Genomic DNA, 15,606 nt, shown 5'->3' with positions numbered 1-15,606 from the left:
ATCGGGTGCTGGCTTATACGCCCAGGGAGAACCGCCTGATCCGCAAGGGCGGCGGCTGGAGCCAGAAGGAGTATATCCTGTTTCCGGGGTATGTGTTCCTGAATCTGGACTACACCGCCGAGAACTATTACATGGTGAAGGCCATCCCCGGTGTGCTTCGGTTCCTCGGCCCGGACGGCCTGCACCCGTCCACGCTGACCTATCTGGAGGCCGAGTGGATCAAGCTGCTGGCTGGCGAGGGGAAGCCTCTGGAGCCTACCACGGCCCAGCTGACGCCGGAGGGCGAGGTCAAACTTGGCACCGGCATCCTCCAGCACTTCCCCAGCCGGATCAAGAAGATCGACAAGCACAGCCGCCGCGCCACCGTGGAGTTGAGCGTGTGCGGGGAGAAGCGGATCATCCCATTATCGTTTAACCTTTTAAGCGAATAACAGGAACTTGTAAATGGTCGGAGGTTGATGCGTCCCTCCCCCCGTGAGCGAGGGACACATTGAGCGAAAAACCGGGCTGAAGATTGGGGGCCTGGGTGGCGAAGCGCACCCACCGGCCCCTGAAAATCAACCCGGCTTTTACCGTCCCTCTGAAATACCGTTTAAGACGCCCACAGCCCCCTTTAAAAACCCCGCAAGGGCCTGGGTGGGGTAAACGGGCCTGTGAGAAATAACGCGCTTGTGCGGCCCCTGTGGGCCGTTTTTTGTGGGGCGCGGGAAAGGAGGACGCCATGAGGCGAAAGAAAACCGCCGCAGCGGCTGCCCTGCTGGGGGCAATCGCAGAGGCGGAGGCCAAGACTACCGCCCAAGGTGAGGAAGATTTAAACGCCTTAAAAGACCTCTTAAAACAGTTTTTACAAAAGGACGCCTCGCCGGAGCGGGCGGCGCTGAAGCGTGAATACGACCTGGGCTGTCCCCTGACCGGCCCCGGTGGACTCCGGCGCAAATTGGGGGCCATTGATATGGAGTTCTTCGGGCGGGCCTACTTCCCCCATTACTTCAGCCGCCCCTCCCCTGAGTTTCACCGGGAACTGGATAATATCTGGCAGCAGGGTGTGCTGAAGGGCCGCGCCCCGCTCACCCCGGCAGCTGCCAAGGCAATCAACCGGCTTCCAGGTGTACGGCGGGTGGTGGCTGCGCCCCGTGGCCACGCCAAGAGTACCAACCTGACGTTCAAAGGCACCATGCACTCGGCCCTGTATGAGTACAAACACTATCCCATCATTATTTCAGACAGCAGCGACCAGGCCGAGGGCTTTCTGGACAATATCCGGGTGGAGTTCGAGGAGAACGGCGCGATCCGGGCAGACTTCGGGGACCTGGCCGGTCCTGTGTGGCGGGCCAACGTCCTGGTGACCAAGAGCAACATCAAGATCGAGGCCATCGGCAGCGGTAAAAAAATCCGTGGCCGGAAGCACCGAAACTGGCGGCCTGACCTGATTATCCTGGACGATGTGGAGAACGATGAGAACGTGCGCACCCCGGAGCAGCGGGCCAAGCTGGACAGCTGGTTTAAAAAGGCGGTGTCCAAGGCCGGGGACGATTACACCGATATCGTGTATATCGGCACCCTGCTCCATTATGACAGCCTGCTGGCCAATACGCTGAAGAACCCCTCCTATCAGGCCATCAAATACCGGGCGGTGATCTCCTTCTCCACTGCGGATGACCTGTGGCAGCAGTGGGAGAGCATTTACACCGACCTGGACAACGATGACCGGGAGCGGGCCGCGCTGGCGTTCTTCGAGGAACACAGGGCGGCCATGCTGGAAGGGACCAAGGTGTTGTGGGAGGAGAAAAATTCTTACTACGCCCTGAGCGGTGTCCTACACCTTCTCCTTTACCGAGGACGACATTCTGAAAAACGCCATCGCCCGGAACAATGTGTGACAGCCATGAACAGAAATGAAGGTATGAGACCCCTGGCGGAGCTGGCGGACCAGGGGCAGTGGGACGACGCCTACGTCTGGTTCCGGGAACACCAGGAGCAGTTTTCCCGGCGGGAGCGGCGGCTGATCCGGGAGGCCCTGGCGGCGCGGCTGTCGGCCTCCCGCCTTTGGAGAGCCCCGGCGCTGCTGGCCGCGGCGACGCTGCTGTTTCAGATGACCACAGGCGGCATTTTTGAAAACCAGCTCCAGGATCTATTCTCCTTTCTGGGGCGGTCCTTCCGGCCCTATATGTACATCGCCTCTGTGGCCCCGTTGCTGTTAAGCCTTCTGCTGGACGCGCTGCTGGTTGTCCGGTGCTATGAGCGGCTGGTGCTGACCTACCGCCTGTTTGGCCGCCGCCCGCCCTGGGCGCGGGCCTGGGGAGCCTGGGCGCTGGCTTTGGCGCTGGCGCTCTGGTCGGCGTGGTCCCTGGTCCCCTATGCCCGGGACCTGCCTCTGGTTTTGGAGGGGAAGTGGAGTACCGGCATCGTCACATTGGAGATGGAGGAGGACACCGCCTGGAACAACGCCATGGCCCAGCTGGGCCGGGAGACCCGGGAGGGCTACGACCCCATCCCGTGGTATTCCAACCCCCGCTGGTCTAAGCTGCTCATGCCCATCATGCCGGGGATCTACAACCGCTGGGTGCTCAATATCCATGTGGACGGCGTGGATTGCCGCATGGGCCAGCTGCAATTTGATTTAACGGACTACGAGATGTATGTCTATCCGGTGCGGATCGATTACTTGCCCAACAGCCGCTTGGTGCTGTGGATTTCCTGTGGGGAGGAATGATTGTGATAAAGAGAAAATGGCTGCTCCTGGCTTTTTTGCTGACCGTTATCCTGCCCGCCGCCGCTCTGAGCGCGCCGGAGGTGATGAAGGCGCTGTTTTGGCAGTTCGGCTCCGACCCGGCGGTGGCGGTCCTCCGGGGCGAGCATGGGGGGAGAATTCTTTGCGGCGTGCTGCTGACCGCCATGCCCTTCACCCCGCTGGCCTGTTTCCTGCTGGAACGGGCGGCCCTGAGCCGGGCCCGGCGGCGGCGGGGGAGCGTCAAGCCCCCGGAGTTTGCCGCGGCGGAGGAACGGCGGGCCTTCTACCTCCGGGAGCTGGAGGCGGAGCGCCGGGCGGAGCCGGGAACGCCCTGGGTTGCGTACGCGGCTTTGTGCGGCCTGGGGGTGCTGGTGTTCGGCTTCGGCGTTTTGGGGGTCCGCCTGCCCGGGAAAATCGAGGAAACCGGACGGGATCTGGAGCTGTACCGGACCGGAACGCCTGCCCTCTACGTGGGCCCCCTGCTGCTGGTGGACCGGCCTGTGCGGAACGGGGCGAAGCAGATTCCGGATGAACGGTATGTGTATTACCGTTCCGCCACGGAGGGCGACCTCCAGTGCGCCGCGACCATGATTGTGGAAACCCAGCTGATGCAGCCGTCCTACCGGGTGGAGTACCTGCCGGAGACGGGGACCATCCTGTCCATCACCGACGAGGCCGGGGTCCTGCGGACCGGCGGGAAAGCGGAGGCGCTCTTCCCGCCGCCGGGCTGCTGGCTGTACGGTGATCTGGCGGTGCCCATCTGCGACCAGGTGGAGGGCTACGACGCTCTGACCCGGGAACAGAAAGCGCTGTTTGACCTGCTGTATTCCCAGGTCCTCAGCGGCGATGTGGCGGCGGGAAATCTGCCCACCCGGAGCTTTGATTTGCCCTACGAGCTGAAAAAGGCGGAGTTCAATCAGGTGCTGGAGCTGTATGAGGCGTCTGTTGGGAAGGACGAGTACCCGAACCACGGCTACCGCACGGATGACGGACGGATCGTCCGCCGGGCCTACTGTTATGGCATTATCCATACGCGGTGAATCCGGCAAAGGAAGACCATGGAAACAGGCGTGAGAGTGATGGAAGGCAGACGGGATTGAATACGGACCGCAACGCTGGCGCTGTGTATGGTCCCGCTGGTATTGAGCTTCGGACAGCGGCGGCGGATTTCCGATTTGGAACAGGATGCTTGGAACGCGCAGAACAGCATCATGGATGAAGTAAGCCGTTTGAGCGGACAGACAGCTTCCCTGCGTTGGAACCAGTATGTATATCGGCCTCGCCGCCGAAGGAATGCTGAGATCGGCGGCGGTGAACTACGCTGGTACGCTGCCCTCTGGCGTTGGCAAGGCATTTGCGGACAATTTCACAAGGCTGTTTGATAACAGCGCGAAGTGCAGCATCCAGAAGTGGGACGAGTGGAGCAAAACGGGCGTCAGCGGTACACTGCCGGAGGACTACCGTGACTACATCGCAGATCAGGCGTCCTACACTTATCATCTGTTCGCTCAGTCCAGCCTGTCCAGCGGGGATGTATCCGCTAAAATCCATCAGTTTTGTGTTAGAAACCACTACGCTTATGGAGGCGTGGCAGCGATGGACTTCCGCAATATTATGAACGGGTATTATCAGGAGATCGTAAAGCTGCTTGCCGGATAAACCGCAATGCCGCTTACGCCGGAACAGCGGCTATTCGTGTTGTGATGTGTGTGATGGTGGAGGCGTTCATCCTGTGGACAGCGCGGTATCCGAAAGACAAACAGAATCCATTTGGAGGAACTGGGATATGAAGAAACAACTTCAGGGGATTGCCTTGATCCTGATTGGAATTCAGTTGGCAATCTATACCATAATTGACCCATGGCTGCCTGTACTCGGAGGAGATCTGGGAAGGGTGGTGATTCCCATATTGTCAGTCGCTGTCAGCATCATGGGCCTTATTCGCTGTTTTAAAACCGTAGAAAAGAAGTAAAAAAAATGCGGCTACGCTGTACATCTATGGAGAGGACCTGCCCTCCAACAGCGCCGAGCTGGACTGCCTGCAAGATACGGTTTCCAAGGTCTACGACCCCCGGACGGTTCCCGGCGCCAAAGCGCAGAAGGGCGCGGCCTGTCATGCGCTGCCCGGAAAGGTGGAGCTCAACATCAGAATCACCTGGTCGAAAAGATATTATGTAGCCAGGAAGCATGGCAGTATGCAGGCTCAGTTTGCCTTTGAGGCTGCGCCGGGCCATTCCTATGCCGCCATGCAGGGCCTGTCGGAGCTCCGGCCGGCGGAGGACTACGAGGGCCGGGGCGTCCGCGCCTTTGAACCCTGCGAGGTCTATCCAATTCAGGTGGAAAACACCGGAGCCAGCGGCCGGGACCGCCGTATGCACCCCACCAAGACCGTCTATATGTTCAACTACCGGGCCACGGACGGCAGCGGTTACGAGTGGAGCGAGGAAGCCTACTCCAAGGACCATGGCCAGCGGGCCGTGGAGGCCGGAGAGGATAGCTATTTTACGCCCAACTCCCCCGTCCCTTCTGGGGAACAGGACGCCGGGAGCGGCGAGATCATTCTGGGGCAGGATTTCTGCGGGTAAGGGATCTGGAATTGGAGAGAAACGATAAAGGAGCTGGTTTGCCATGAAAATTCCGTCTGCCATGTTGAAAAAACCATCGGAGTGTTATGGCTGGCTGCAATACTATGCCTCTCCGCCTGCGGCGTCCCGGCGGAACCAGTGGAGGAGGAGACGCAGCAGCCGGAATTGGAACAGCCGGACAACGCCCTCCCCGGAAGCTGGACCGTGCCCGGAGGCTGGGTGAAGGCTGGGCAGTATTCCACGCAGGATAAGATTTTCTATGTGCAGGAGGGCCATGAGGAGGACGAACAGCCCGACAACATTTCCATTGAGGTGGGGACAAACCGCTGCAGCGCGGAGGAGCATATGAAATTCCGGGACGCCATTGTCCGCCAGCTTATCATGCAGGCCGCCGCTGCCGGGGGTGAGCTGACCGGGGAGGGAACATTTACGGAACAGGAGGATAGTCTGTACATTTTCACCATCCGCGAGGAAGGTGCTCTGACGAAGCAATTCTATATTGTGGGCGATAAACGGTATTGCCTGATTCACCTGACCAACTTCACCGGCTCCGAAGACGAGGAGGAGGCGGCGCGGGCCATGGCGGACAGCTTTGTTTGGGAGTGATCGCATTTTGCACGAAACGGAACGGGCTGTAAACTGCTCCAAGAACCAAAAGGAGGACTTATGATGAAACGTCAGACGATGAATAAAACATGGATTTTGATGATTGCGCTTTTGCTGCTGGGCGTGCTCGCGTCCTGCGGCGCCCCGGCGGATGGGACGGAGGACGTTGCGAACACGCCCGGAGGACCTGCCGTCTCCGAGCCTGAGACCGTGCCTGGAAAGGTTACGCACTCCACCCAGGGCGTGGCTTTTGAGATTTCACCGGACTGGATGCAGGCGGAGGGAACGGACCTGTTCTACACCGATCAAAACGAGGTCTACGGCCTCAACGGGGTGTCGCCCCTGGGCTCCTATGAACCCCAGGCATTTTTTGAGGAGCTGTCGGCCTATTACGGCGGCCAGTTCGATACCTTTTCCGCCCCGGAAACCCTGACTTCCTGGCAGTCCGCCGACGGCGCGGAGTGCCTGACAGCGGACCTTACCGGCGTCTATGAGTCCGTTCTCTACTGTACGAAAATCGTCATTGCCCCGCAGAAGAACCTGGTTCTGACCTTCGCCGCCCAGGCGAACAAGGACCGTCAGGAGCCAAGTTTCGTTTGGCTGACGCTGAACGAGCTGTGCAATACCCTGACTTTTGAGATCGGAACCCGGGACGAGATCACCGGGAATACCTTCCTGTGTGGGGACGGCTCCCAGCTGTGTCTTCAGGACGGCGGAGACTTCCGCTGGTACCAATCGGCGGAGGACCATGAACGCCAGTATTACGAGGGCGTCTATGAGGTGTACCGGGGACAGGCTGCCATGGACCAGGTGGCTTCCATGACCGAGTATGGATTGACCATGGAGGAGCTGGAGCGGGTGCTGTCCGCCAGCATGAACGGCTATATCCCGGGCGAAAGCCGGCCCATCGACTACCTCTACGCCATGGGAGAGCTGGAAGACGACCGGGAGCGGTATCAGGTGTGTCTGGACACCTTCTACGCGGTGATTCTCCACAACCAGCGGCTGGTCCTCTCGCCGGAGAATGTGGAGGAGGGCGGGAACAGCACCCTCTACATCGGATTCTACCTCCCGGAGCTGGAGATGGCGGATTTGACCAACTGCAACGCCGGGTCTAATACACAGTGGACGTTCCAGGAGAAGACGGCCTGAGATGAAACGAAAACTGCGCATCCCGCCTCTGCTCCTGGGGGCCGATCTGATCTTTATGGGGATCGCCGAGATCATCATGAGCCGCTGGACCAAACCCGCCGGAACGACCATGCGCCTGCTGGGAATTGCATGTGCCTGTTTGGGGCTGGCGGCCCTTTGGGACGGATGCGGGACGGTCTGACGCCCCGAAAAAAGTGGGAGGAATCCGCCCAACCCAGGCAGGCAATTTTGACGGATGCAGGCGGAAAGCGCCGGTCCAATGTGGAGCGGAAGACGCTGCGGGAGCAGCTGACCTTGCTGGCGGAGTCCGGGCACCTCTGGGGCTGGAATGCTGTGGGGGATATTTTTGGGGAGGGCAAGGCGGCGGAGCGCAATCTTCCCTATGTCATAGAGCGCTGTGAAAAGACTGCCGGCTATGGAATGACAGCTATGCCTGCCGCCAGTTGGGGCGCATGTATTTTCACGGTTGGGACACGGCTGTGGACTATACGCGGGCGGTTCAATGGCTGGAGAGGGATGGGGAACCGGAATACGCCAGGTATGATTTGCCGGGGCTCTGCTATCTGCTGGGATACGACTGCCAGCAGGACCCGGAGCGGGGAAAAGCATACTTGGAGAAAACCAAGGATTCGCCTTATAAGAACTATAGTCTGGGAAGGATGTACGCCGAGGGTCTGGGCGTCCGGGAGGATATTGAGCAGGGTGTGGACTATCTGAAAAAAGCGGCGTGGGCGAACTACGAACCGGCGAAAGAAGCCCTGACGCACTATAAAAAGAGCTGGTTTGGCGTCTGGCGGCGGAAATAAACGGCTATGAGGGAATCGAAAGCCGATTCGAGAGACGGGGTTGTTTACACGTTTGCCTATCAGATGGTCACGGGCTACCCAAAAAGTTCATATTCTCTGCGGGGTTTGCATGGTTCCCATGCTGGAAATTTAAACGTGCAGATTCAAAAAGGACAGGAGGCCGGATTTGGCCTCCTGTCCTCTTTCATTTTAAGGTTCGACCGCCTTGGTTCGGGATGCTTCCTTATTGGGCAGATGCCAATGCGCCGCTCCTTACACAGGGTTGGGGCGGTCAATCTCCAACAAGCGAGCCTCGGGATATGCCGAAACATTGCCTGCCATGACATCTGACCGCTCAGTCCATATTCTGCGAGCAAATGACCGAAATATAGGTATTGGTCTGGTCCTTTTCCGGCTCCTTCCCCAGGTGAAGCAACTCTCGCAGGCATTTTAACGGCAAATAGCCTTGCCGGAAAAAGTCTTGTGAAATCGTGAAATCCACACAGCCGCTTTGCAGCAGCGTACGGGTGTTGTCCGACAAATCATGCACCACCAGGCAGATATCCCGTTCCTTCCCCGCCGTTTTCAGCGCTTGGGCACATCCGGCAATGCTCTGGTTCGCCATATAGATCGCTGCCAGGTCCGGCGTTCGCTCCAGCACCTCCGTCACCCGCCGGCAGGTGAGGTAATAGTCATTGTAGGTCTCCACCACCTCGATCTGGCTGTTCGGGAACTGAAGCTCCTGCATCCGCGCGCCAAAGCCCGCCAGCCGCTTGCGGTGTCCGTCGAACTCCAGGTTCCCGCACGTGGCCAGAACCCGCCCGGTCCGGGGGACGCACTTGCTGATGAGCTCCGCCGCAATGCGGCCGCTCTTTTCGTAGTTCTGTCCGACGAAAGACAACCGCTTGCTGTTCGGCAGGTCCGAGTTGAAGGTAATTACCGGAATGCCCCGCTCAACAAGGGAGGTAACCTTGGCTTCAATGGAAAAGTCGTTCACAGCGCAGAGGGAAATCCCCTGAACGCCCTGGGCCACCATTGCATCCAGCCGCTGGATGGACTCCTCCGGGTTGTCGGTCAGGCATTCTTCCATGACGATCTCAAGGCCGAGGGGAGACAGCTCCTCTCGGGCCCCCTCGATGCCGCGCAGCACCTCGGGCCGGAAAAAATCCGTCCAGTTCGGCAGCAGCACGCCCAATTTGAGGGCCCGCCCTCCCGACATCTCCTGACTGTGGAAGGCATGGGGCGACAGGTAACCCAATTCCGCCACAGCCTCCAGCACACGGACCCGGACCTCCTCTTTCACATAAGAACGGTTGTTCAGCACCCGGTCCACGGTTCCCCGCGACACGCCCGCCAGATCGGCAACCATCTGAATCGTAGGCCGCTTACCCATCTGGCGCCACCTCCTTACCTGTTCAATGCCGCGGCGGCAAAGTCAGTCCCGCCCCGGGCCTCGCTCTCTCCTGCTGAGAGACGAATGGAATCAGTGGCAGTATAACACAATTCGCGCAAAAAGGAAACCAGATTTCTTGCACCCTGCCATACTCCGCCCAAAATGTGCAATAGCACATAAGTGTGCATGTGGATTTTTTGCCACCTATTATAAACAAATATCGAGCAATTTATTCGATTTTCTAATTATGCTGCGAGTTTCTAATGCTCCAGAAGAGTATGTGCAAGCGGCACTGCTGTGGTTTTTCTCAACAAAATGGTGAAAAAATCGTACTGATTGTATAATCACACGGACAGAGTGCTCTATTTTCGGAATTTTTTGTGAAACCCAGGTATTTATTTTACCGGTTTGTGAACAAAACACTCCACTTTTCACAGGAGCAATCTGAAATAGTCCCTTGACTTTTGTGTGCTTTTCATTATATTTTATTTAAAAGCACGGATGTGCCTGGAAAATATCTGAGAATCACACAAAAACATACATAGGGAATAAATTCGCACGTATTTGAAAGGAGAACCACAATGAAGACCATCAAAATCGGCATCATCGGCGCTGGCCGCATCGGCCGGGTCCACGCGGAAAACATCGCGAAGTTTGTCCCCGAGATGGAGATCAAAACTATCGCCGACCCCTACATGAGCGAGGAAACCGAAGAGTTTCTCCAGCGCCTGCGCATCCCCAACATCATCAAGGACCCGGAAGTCATTCTGAGCGACCCGGAGATCAAGGCCTTCGTTGTCTGCTCTCCCACGGACCTCCACGCGGAGTACGCCATCAAATCGGCTCAGGCGGGGAAAGACGTGTTCGTGGAGAAACCGGTGGACTACCGGATTGAACGGGTGAAGGAGGTCATTGAGGCGGCGAAAAAGGCTGGCGTCAAGCTCCAGGTGGGCTTTAACCGCCGCTTTGACCACAATCACCGGGCCGTCTACGAGGCCGTCCGGGCCGGAAAGATCGGCCAGGTCAACCTGATAAAGATCAGTTCCCGGGACCCCGAGCCCCCCACCATCGACTATGTAAAGGTCTCCGGCGGCATCTTCTATGACATGATGGTCCACGACTTCGATATGGCCCGCTTCCTGGCGGGCTCCGAGGTCACGGAGGTCTTCGCCTACGGCGCCGTTCTGGTGGACCCCGCCATTGGCGAGGCAGGGGACGTGGACACTGCTGTGGTAACCCTGAAATTTGCCAACGGAGCTATGGGCGTCATCGACAACAGCCGGAAAGCCGTCTACGGCTACGACCAGCGGGTAGAGGTTTTCGGTTCCGCAGGCGCGGTAATGGATGTTAACGACACCCCAAACAACGCCACGGTCTATGGAGCGGACGGAACCGTCTCCGGCACCTGCTACAAAATCATGTGGGACCGGTACACCGGCGCCTTCGCCGCCGAACAGAAGGCCTTTGCCGACGCCGTCATCAACGACACGCCGACCCAAGTCACCGGCGAGGACGGCCTGTATCCCATCCTAATTGCCGCCGCCGCCACAAAATCCCTGAAGGAGGGGCGTCCCGTCAAGATTTCCGAGATCGGATAACCGCGCGGGACCAGGAAGTTCCGTCACAGAAAGGGGAAGGGATGAATGAGTGAATACGTAGTGGAACTGAGGGACGCGACCAAGCGCTTTCCAGGCGTCATTGCTCTGAAGCACATGCACTTGGCCGTGAAACCCGGCGAAATTCTCGGCTTGATCGGCGAGAATGGTGCGGGAAAATCCACGCTGATCAAGGTGCTGACCGGCGTGCACCAGCCCGATGAGGGGGAAATCTACGTCGACGGCGTAAAGCAGAACATCCGCAATCCCAACGATTCCGCGGCGGCTGGCATCGCCTGCGTCTATCAGGAGCTGAACATTGAGAAGCTGCTGAGCATCACGGACAATATTTTCATCAACAAATGGATCAAGGGCTCCAACGGTCTTCTGGACTACAAGACCATGCATATCAAGGCCAAGGAGGTCATGGCCTCCCTGGGACAGGACGTGGACCCGACGCAGCCCGCAGGCTCCTTCGGCATGGGCGTGCAGCAGATGATCGAAATCGCCAAGGCGGTTTTGATCGACGCGAAGATGATCATCATGGATGAGCCCACCTCCTCCTTGGGCGAGAAGGAGGTCGAGCAGCTGATGCGCACCTGCCGGGACCTGAAGGCCCGGGGTATCGGCATCGTGTTCGTTTCCCACAAGCTGGAGGAGCTGTTTGAGCTGTGCGACCGGGTTACGGTTATCCGGGACGGAGAGTACATCGATACCAAAGACATCCAGGACTGGAACAACGACTCCCTGATTACCGCCATGGTGGGCCGGTCCTTGGACAATCAATTCCCCAAGGAATTTGGCGTCAAGTCGGAAAAGCCCATGCTCAAGGTGACCGATCTGACGGAGGCCGGCGTGCTGAAAAAGGTCTCCTTCGAGGCTTATGGCGGGCAGATTCTGGGCTTTGCCGGACTGGTGGGCGCGGGCCGCACCGAGACCATGCGGGCTATTTTCGGAGCGGACCGCATCGACAGCGGAACCATCGAGGTCAAAGGACGGCAGGTGCAGATCAACAGTCCCCGCCAGGCCATCAACGTGGGCATCGCCTTTTTGACGGAGGACCGCAAAGGTCAGGGCCTTGTACTGGCGGAGCCTATCAAGAGCAATCTGATTTTGGCGAATCTCAAAGGCTTTTCCAGAGGGCCGTTCCTCAACGAGAAAAAGATTCTGGAGAAGGGCGAACAGAACATCAGCTCCCTGCGCATCAAGACGCCGTCCATTGCGGAGGTCGTGGGCCAGCTCTCCGGCGGCAACCAGCAGAAGGTGGTCATCGGAAAATGGGTGAACACGGATTCGGACATTTTTATTTTCGACGAACCCACCCGGGGCATTGACGTTGGCGCGAAGATTGAGGTCTACCATGTCATGAACAGCCTGGTGAAGGCTGGAAAATGCGTCATCATGGTTTCGTCCGAAATGCCGGAGATTCTTGGCATGAGCGACCGCGTAATCGTTATGCGGGAGGGCGAGATCATGGCCGACGTGGAACGCGGCAGCGCTCATTTCAATCAGGAAAGCCTTATGAAGGCTGCATGGGGAGGAAAGTTAGATGAAGGTTAAAAAATCCGGTGAACTGATGAACTACGCCGGTACGTTCGGCGCGTTGGTGATTCTTTGCATTGTGCTGTCTGTTGCGTCGCCCAACTTTTTCAAGCTCTCAAACCTGATGACCATCCTGAAGCAGGCGCCCTTTTACGCGATGCTGGCGTCTGGCATGCTGTTCTGCCTGATTACGGCGGGCATTGACCTGTCCGTGGGCGCCAACGCCACCTTCTGCGCCTGCATTTGCGGTATGCTGGTGAAAAGCGGCATCAGCAACGCCATTCTCCTGGTGGTAGTCGCCTTGGGGTGCGGCACCCTGATCGGCCTGATCAACGGCACCCTTCTGACCCGCCTGCATCTGCCCCATCCCTTCGTCTCCACGCTGGGCATGAAAAATGTGCTCTGGGGCGCCGCGCTGTACGTGACCGGCTCTCAGATGATCTCGTTCAACGGCGCGGACGGCATTATGTGGCTGGGTTCTTCCGATATCATGGGCGTGCCCAGCTGCTTCATCCTGGTGGTTATCATTTACATCATCCTGCACATTCTGCTGACCAGGACGGCCCTGGGCCGTTCCATCTACTGCGCGGGCGGCAATATGGAGGCCACCCGGCTCTCCGGTATCAACTCCGCCAATGTTCTGACCTTCTGCTACGCGCTGTCCGGATTCATGGCGGCGCTGGCGGGAATCGTCTCCATCGGCCGCTCCGGCATCTGCAACGGCGTGAACGCCATTCAGCCCTATGACACGGACGCCATTGCCTGCTGCATCCTGGGCGGCGCGTCCTTCAACGGCGGCAAGGGCACGATGCTGGGTACCATGCTGGGTGCCCTGATCATCACCACCCTGCGCAACGGCTTCACGCTGCTGTCGATTACCTCTGCGGTGCAGAACATGGTGCTGGGCCTCGTGATTATCTGCGCGGTCCTCCTGGACGTCACCCGGGAGCGCATGGCGGCCAAGAGCCGCCGGGCGGCCGCCAAGTAAGAGTCGCACCCCCTTGTCCGCCGTTTTGTCCGCACCGGCGGCGGACAGGGGATCATCCCCCGGCAAGATGCGGAGACCCACTTAATTTTCGCAGAAAGGAAGACGATTATGAAAATGAAGAAGTTGCTTGCGGCGCTGCTCACCGGCGTCATGGTGCTGTCCCTCGCCGCCTGCGGCGGAGACAGCGGCTCCTCCGGCTCTGCCGGTTCCAGCGGCGGCTCCGGCAGTTCCGGGAGCTCCGGCGGCGGGGAGGCCGGTTCCGGCCCCTACAAGATCAGCATGGTCCTCAAGACCAACTCCTCCGAGTTCTGGCAGCTGGTTCAGGCCGGCGCGGAGTCTTATGCTCAGGAGCATCCCGATTTGGTGGAGCTGTCCGTTAAGGGTCCTCCGTCTGAGTCCTCTTACGAGGAACAGCTGAACATGGTCCAGACCGACCTGGCCAACGACAGCTATGACGGCTATCTGATTGCTCCCCTCCAGTCTGAGGCCATCGCCACCCAGATTGCCAGCACCACCAAGCCTGTCATCGCCTTCGATACCAGAATCGAGTCTGACAAGGTGGTCTCCTTCGTCGGTACCGGCAACAAGGAAGCCGCCAAGCAGGGCGCCATTGCTGCGGTGGAAGCCGCCAAGGCCGCCGGCTGGACGGACATCAAGTGCATTGAAATCGCGGGCGTCCAGGGTGACGCCACCAACACCGCCCGTATGGAGGGCTTCCGCGAGGGTGTGAACGAGTCCGGCGGTGAGTTCCTGGACGCGGAGGTCCAGTACGCCAACGCGGTAGCGGACCAGGCCGTGACCTGCATGGAGGCCATCGCCTCCAAGTTCCCTGACGGCGTGGCCATCATCTGCACCAACAATGACGATATGGCCATCGCTGCGGCCCGGACCGCGAAGAACTATCCCGGCTTCGCCAATACCATCTTCCTGGGCTTCGACGGCCAGATTTCCGCCTGCCAGACCGTCCTGGAAGGCAACCTGACTATGACTGCGGCGCAGAACAACTTTGATATTGGCTACAAAGCCGTCGAGACCATGGTGCAGCATCTCCAGGGCGAGTCTGTGGAGGAATTTGTGGACACCGGCACGGAGATCATCACCGCTGAGAATGCCCAGGCCCGTATTGACCGCATGAGCGGATATCTGGCCTAAGCATATACCTCTTTTTCCTTTGGCCCGCAGGACGCGGAGGGGCCGCCGCGGGAAGCTTCTTCCTGCGGCGGCCCTTGCTCTAAATCTGGTTATTTTTGAAAGGTGGAATACACGATGGCACTGAGAAAATGCGCTTGCATCGATACGTTGTACACGGAATTGGATTGGCTGGACCGCTTTCGCGCGGCAAAGGAGGACGGCTTTGAGGCCGTGGAATTCTGGGACTGGCGCATCCGGGACCTGGAGCAGACTCGGAAGGCGGCGGAGCAGGCGGGCATCGCGATCTCCGGCTTTAACGGCGACGCAGACTACTCCCTGGTGGACCCCAGCCACCGGGCGTCTTATATAGCGGAATTGAAGAAATCCATCGCGGCGGCAAAGCAGGTTGGGGCCTCCAGCGTCACCATCCATTCCAACGCCCTGGGAGATGGCGGAATTGTGGTGAACCACTACGAGGACCTTTCCCATACGGTGAAGCTCTGCTCGATGTACGGCACGCTTCTGGAGTGCGCGGAGCTGGCCGGGGCGGAGGGAATCCGTCTCCATTTAGAAGCGCTCAACATCACGACGGATCACGTCGGGAACTTCCTTGCCACCACGCAGATGGGCGCGGAAATCTGCCGCCTGATCGGTTCCCCCTGGCTGAAGCTCTTATATGATGTGTACCATATGCAGCTCAACGAGGGCTGCATCTGCGATACGATCACAGCTTATGGTGATCAGATCGGCCATATTCACATTGCCGACGCGCCGGGCCGCCATGAACCAGGCACGGGAGAGATCAACTATAAGAAGGTCATCCGCCACCTGGAAGCCTGCGGCTACACGGGCCGGATTGGCTATGAGCTGTTCCCGCTGACAGACACGAAAACGGCTGTCCAGGCGATTATGGAAAACGCCTGATCCTCGGAAATGCGGCGTCAGAAGGGTGGTCTGGTTTCCACCGCCGCCGGTTCATACGCCGGGGCATGCGCCATAACGAGCCCGGCTTAGAGCAAGAACGAAAAAGGACCGAAGAGCTAAGCTCTTCGGTCCTTCTATTATGCCGCGGCTTCGTTGCCGCCGCTTCAGCCTGGT

16 protein-coding genes and 1 pseudogene are annotated in these 15,606 nt (G+C 58.8%); 16 read left to right on the top strand and 1 reads right to left on the bottom strand.

Annotation, left to right across the window (positions count from 1 at the left end; genetic code table 11):
• The 11 genes and pseudogenes from QZ329_RS12135 to QZ329_RS12085 form a co-directional block, all read left to right on the top strand.
• The coding region (locus QZ329_RS12135) for a transcription termination/antitermination NusG family protein (protein WP_295752962.1) at window positions 1-431 on the top strand (431 nt) is incomplete at its 5' end.
• A 290-nt stretch (window positions 432-721) separates the two neighbouring features.
• Window positions 722-2,713: a hypothetical protein gene (locus QZ329_RS12130; RefSeq protein WP_295752960.1), complete on the top strand. Its 1,992-nt coding sequence runs from the start codon at window positions 722-724 to the stop codon at window positions 2,711-2,713.
• Between the two features lie 2 nt (window positions 2,714-2,715).
• A complete protein-coding gene (locus QZ329_RS12125; protein WP_295752958.1) occupies window positions 2,716-3,771 on the top strand; it encodes a hypothetical protein in 1,056 nt (351 codons plus the stop codon).
• A gap of 253 nt (window positions 3,772-4,024) precedes the next feature.
• Window positions 4,025-4,390: a hypothetical protein gene (locus QZ329_RS12120; RefSeq protein WP_295752956.1), complete on the top strand. Its 366-nt coding sequence runs from the start codon at window positions 4,025-4,027 to the stop codon at window positions 4,388-4,390.
• A gap of 127 nt (window positions 4,391-4,517) precedes the next feature.
• The gene (locus tag QZ329_RS12115) at window positions 4,518-4,703 is read left to right on the top strand and encodes a hypothetical protein (protein ID WP_295752954.1); all 186 of its coding nucleotides are present in this window, start codon (window positions 4,518-4,520) and stop codon (window positions 4,701-4,703) included.
• Between the two features lie 223 nt (window positions 4,704-4,926).
• A complete protein-coding gene (locus QZ329_RS12110; RefSeq protein ID WP_295752952.1) occupies window positions 4,927-5,316 on the top strand; it encodes a hypothetical protein in 390 nt (129 codons plus the stop codon).
• A gap of 81 nt (window positions 5,317-5,397) precedes the next feature.
• A complete protein-coding gene (locus QZ329_RS12105; protein WP_295752951.1) occupies window positions 5,398-5,922 on the top strand; it encodes a hypothetical protein in 525 nt (174 codons plus the stop codon).
• A 60-nt stretch (window positions 5,923-5,982) separates the two neighbouring features.
• Window positions 5,983-7,074, top strand: coding sequence for a hypothetical protein (locus tag QZ329_RS12100; RefSeq protein ID WP_295752949.1), 1,092 nt, complete (start codon window positions 5,983-5,985; stop codon window positions 7,072-7,074).
• A 1-nt stretch (window position 7,075) separates the two neighbouring features.
• A complete protein-coding gene (locus tag QZ329_RS12095) occupies window positions 7,076-7,255 on the top strand; it encodes a hypothetical protein (RefSeq protein ID WP_295752947.1) in 180 nt (59 codons plus the stop codon).
• Between the two features lie 256 nt (window positions 7,256-7,511).
• Window positions 7,512-7,577: pseudogene (locus QZ329_RS12090) on the top strand (hypothetical protein); the annotation flags it as partial.
• Complete coding sequence (locus QZ329_RS12085) at window positions 7,554-7,880, top strand: hypothetical protein (RefSeq protein ID WP_295752944.1); 327 nt, start codon at window positions 7,554-7,556, stop codon at window positions 7,878-7,880. The pseudogene QZ329_RS12090 and the gene QZ329_RS12085, both read left to right, overlap by 24 nt.
• A gap of 334 nt (window positions 7,881-8,214) precedes the next feature.
• Here QZ329_RS12085 and QZ329_RS12080 read toward each other — a convergent pair whose 3' ends face one another.
• Window positions 8,215-9,252 (bottom strand): LacI family DNA-binding transcriptional regulator, encoded by a 1,038-nt coding sequence (locus QZ329_RS12080; RefSeq protein ID WP_295752942.1) that lies wholly within the window; start codon window positions 9,250-9,252, stop codon window positions 8,215-8,217.
• A 581-nt stretch (window positions 9,253-9,833) separates the two neighbouring features.
• On the opposite strand from QZ329_RS12080, the gene iolG reads away from it, so the two are divergent.
• The 5 genes from iolG (at window position 9,834) to QZ329_RS12055 (ending at window position 15,432) form a co-directional block, all read left to right on the top strand.
• Entirely contained in the window at window positions 9,834-10,850 is a 1,017-nt protein-coding gene (gene iolG, locus QZ329_RS12075) for an inositol 2-dehydrogenase (protein ID WP_295752940.1), read from the top strand.
• A 45-nt stretch (window positions 10,851-10,895) separates the two neighbouring features.
• Window positions 10,896-12,407, top strand: a complete 1,512-nt coding sequence (locus QZ329_RS12070; RefSeq protein WP_295752938.1) for a sugar ABC transporter ATP-binding protein — start codon at window positions 10,896-10,898, stop codon at window positions 12,405-12,407.
• Window positions 12,397-13,377 (top strand): ABC transporter permease, encoded by a 981-nt coding sequence (locus tag QZ329_RS12065; RefSeq protein ID WP_295752936.1) that lies wholly within the window; start codon window positions 12,397-12,399, stop codon window positions 13,375-13,377. The genes QZ329_RS12070 and QZ329_RS12065 overlap by 11 nt, the downstream gene beginning before the upstream one ends.
• Window positions 13,378-13,485: 108 nt before the next feature.
• Window positions 13,486-14,529 (top strand): sugar ABC transporter substrate-binding protein, encoded by a 1,044-nt coding sequence (locus tag QZ329_RS12060; RefSeq protein ID WP_295752934.1) that lies wholly within the window; start codon window positions 13,486-13,488, stop codon window positions 14,527-14,529.
• 114 nt (window positions 14,530-14,643) lie between these two features.
• The gene (locus tag QZ329_RS12055) at window positions 14,644-15,432 is read left to right on the top strand and encodes a TIM barrel protein (RefSeq protein WP_295752930.1); all 789 of its coding nucleotides are present in this window, start codon (window positions 14,644-14,646) and stop codon (window positions 15,430-15,432) included.
• Window positions 15,433-15,606 lie beyond the last annotated feature (174 nt).

Origin of the sequence: uncultured Oscillibacter sp., from assembly GCF_910579365.1 — a bacterium.
Classification (GTDB): domain Bacteria; phylum Bacillota; class Clostridia; order Oscillospirales; family Oscillospiraceae; genus Oscillibacter.
This window is presented reverse-complemented; position numbering and strand designations above follow the sequence as displayed.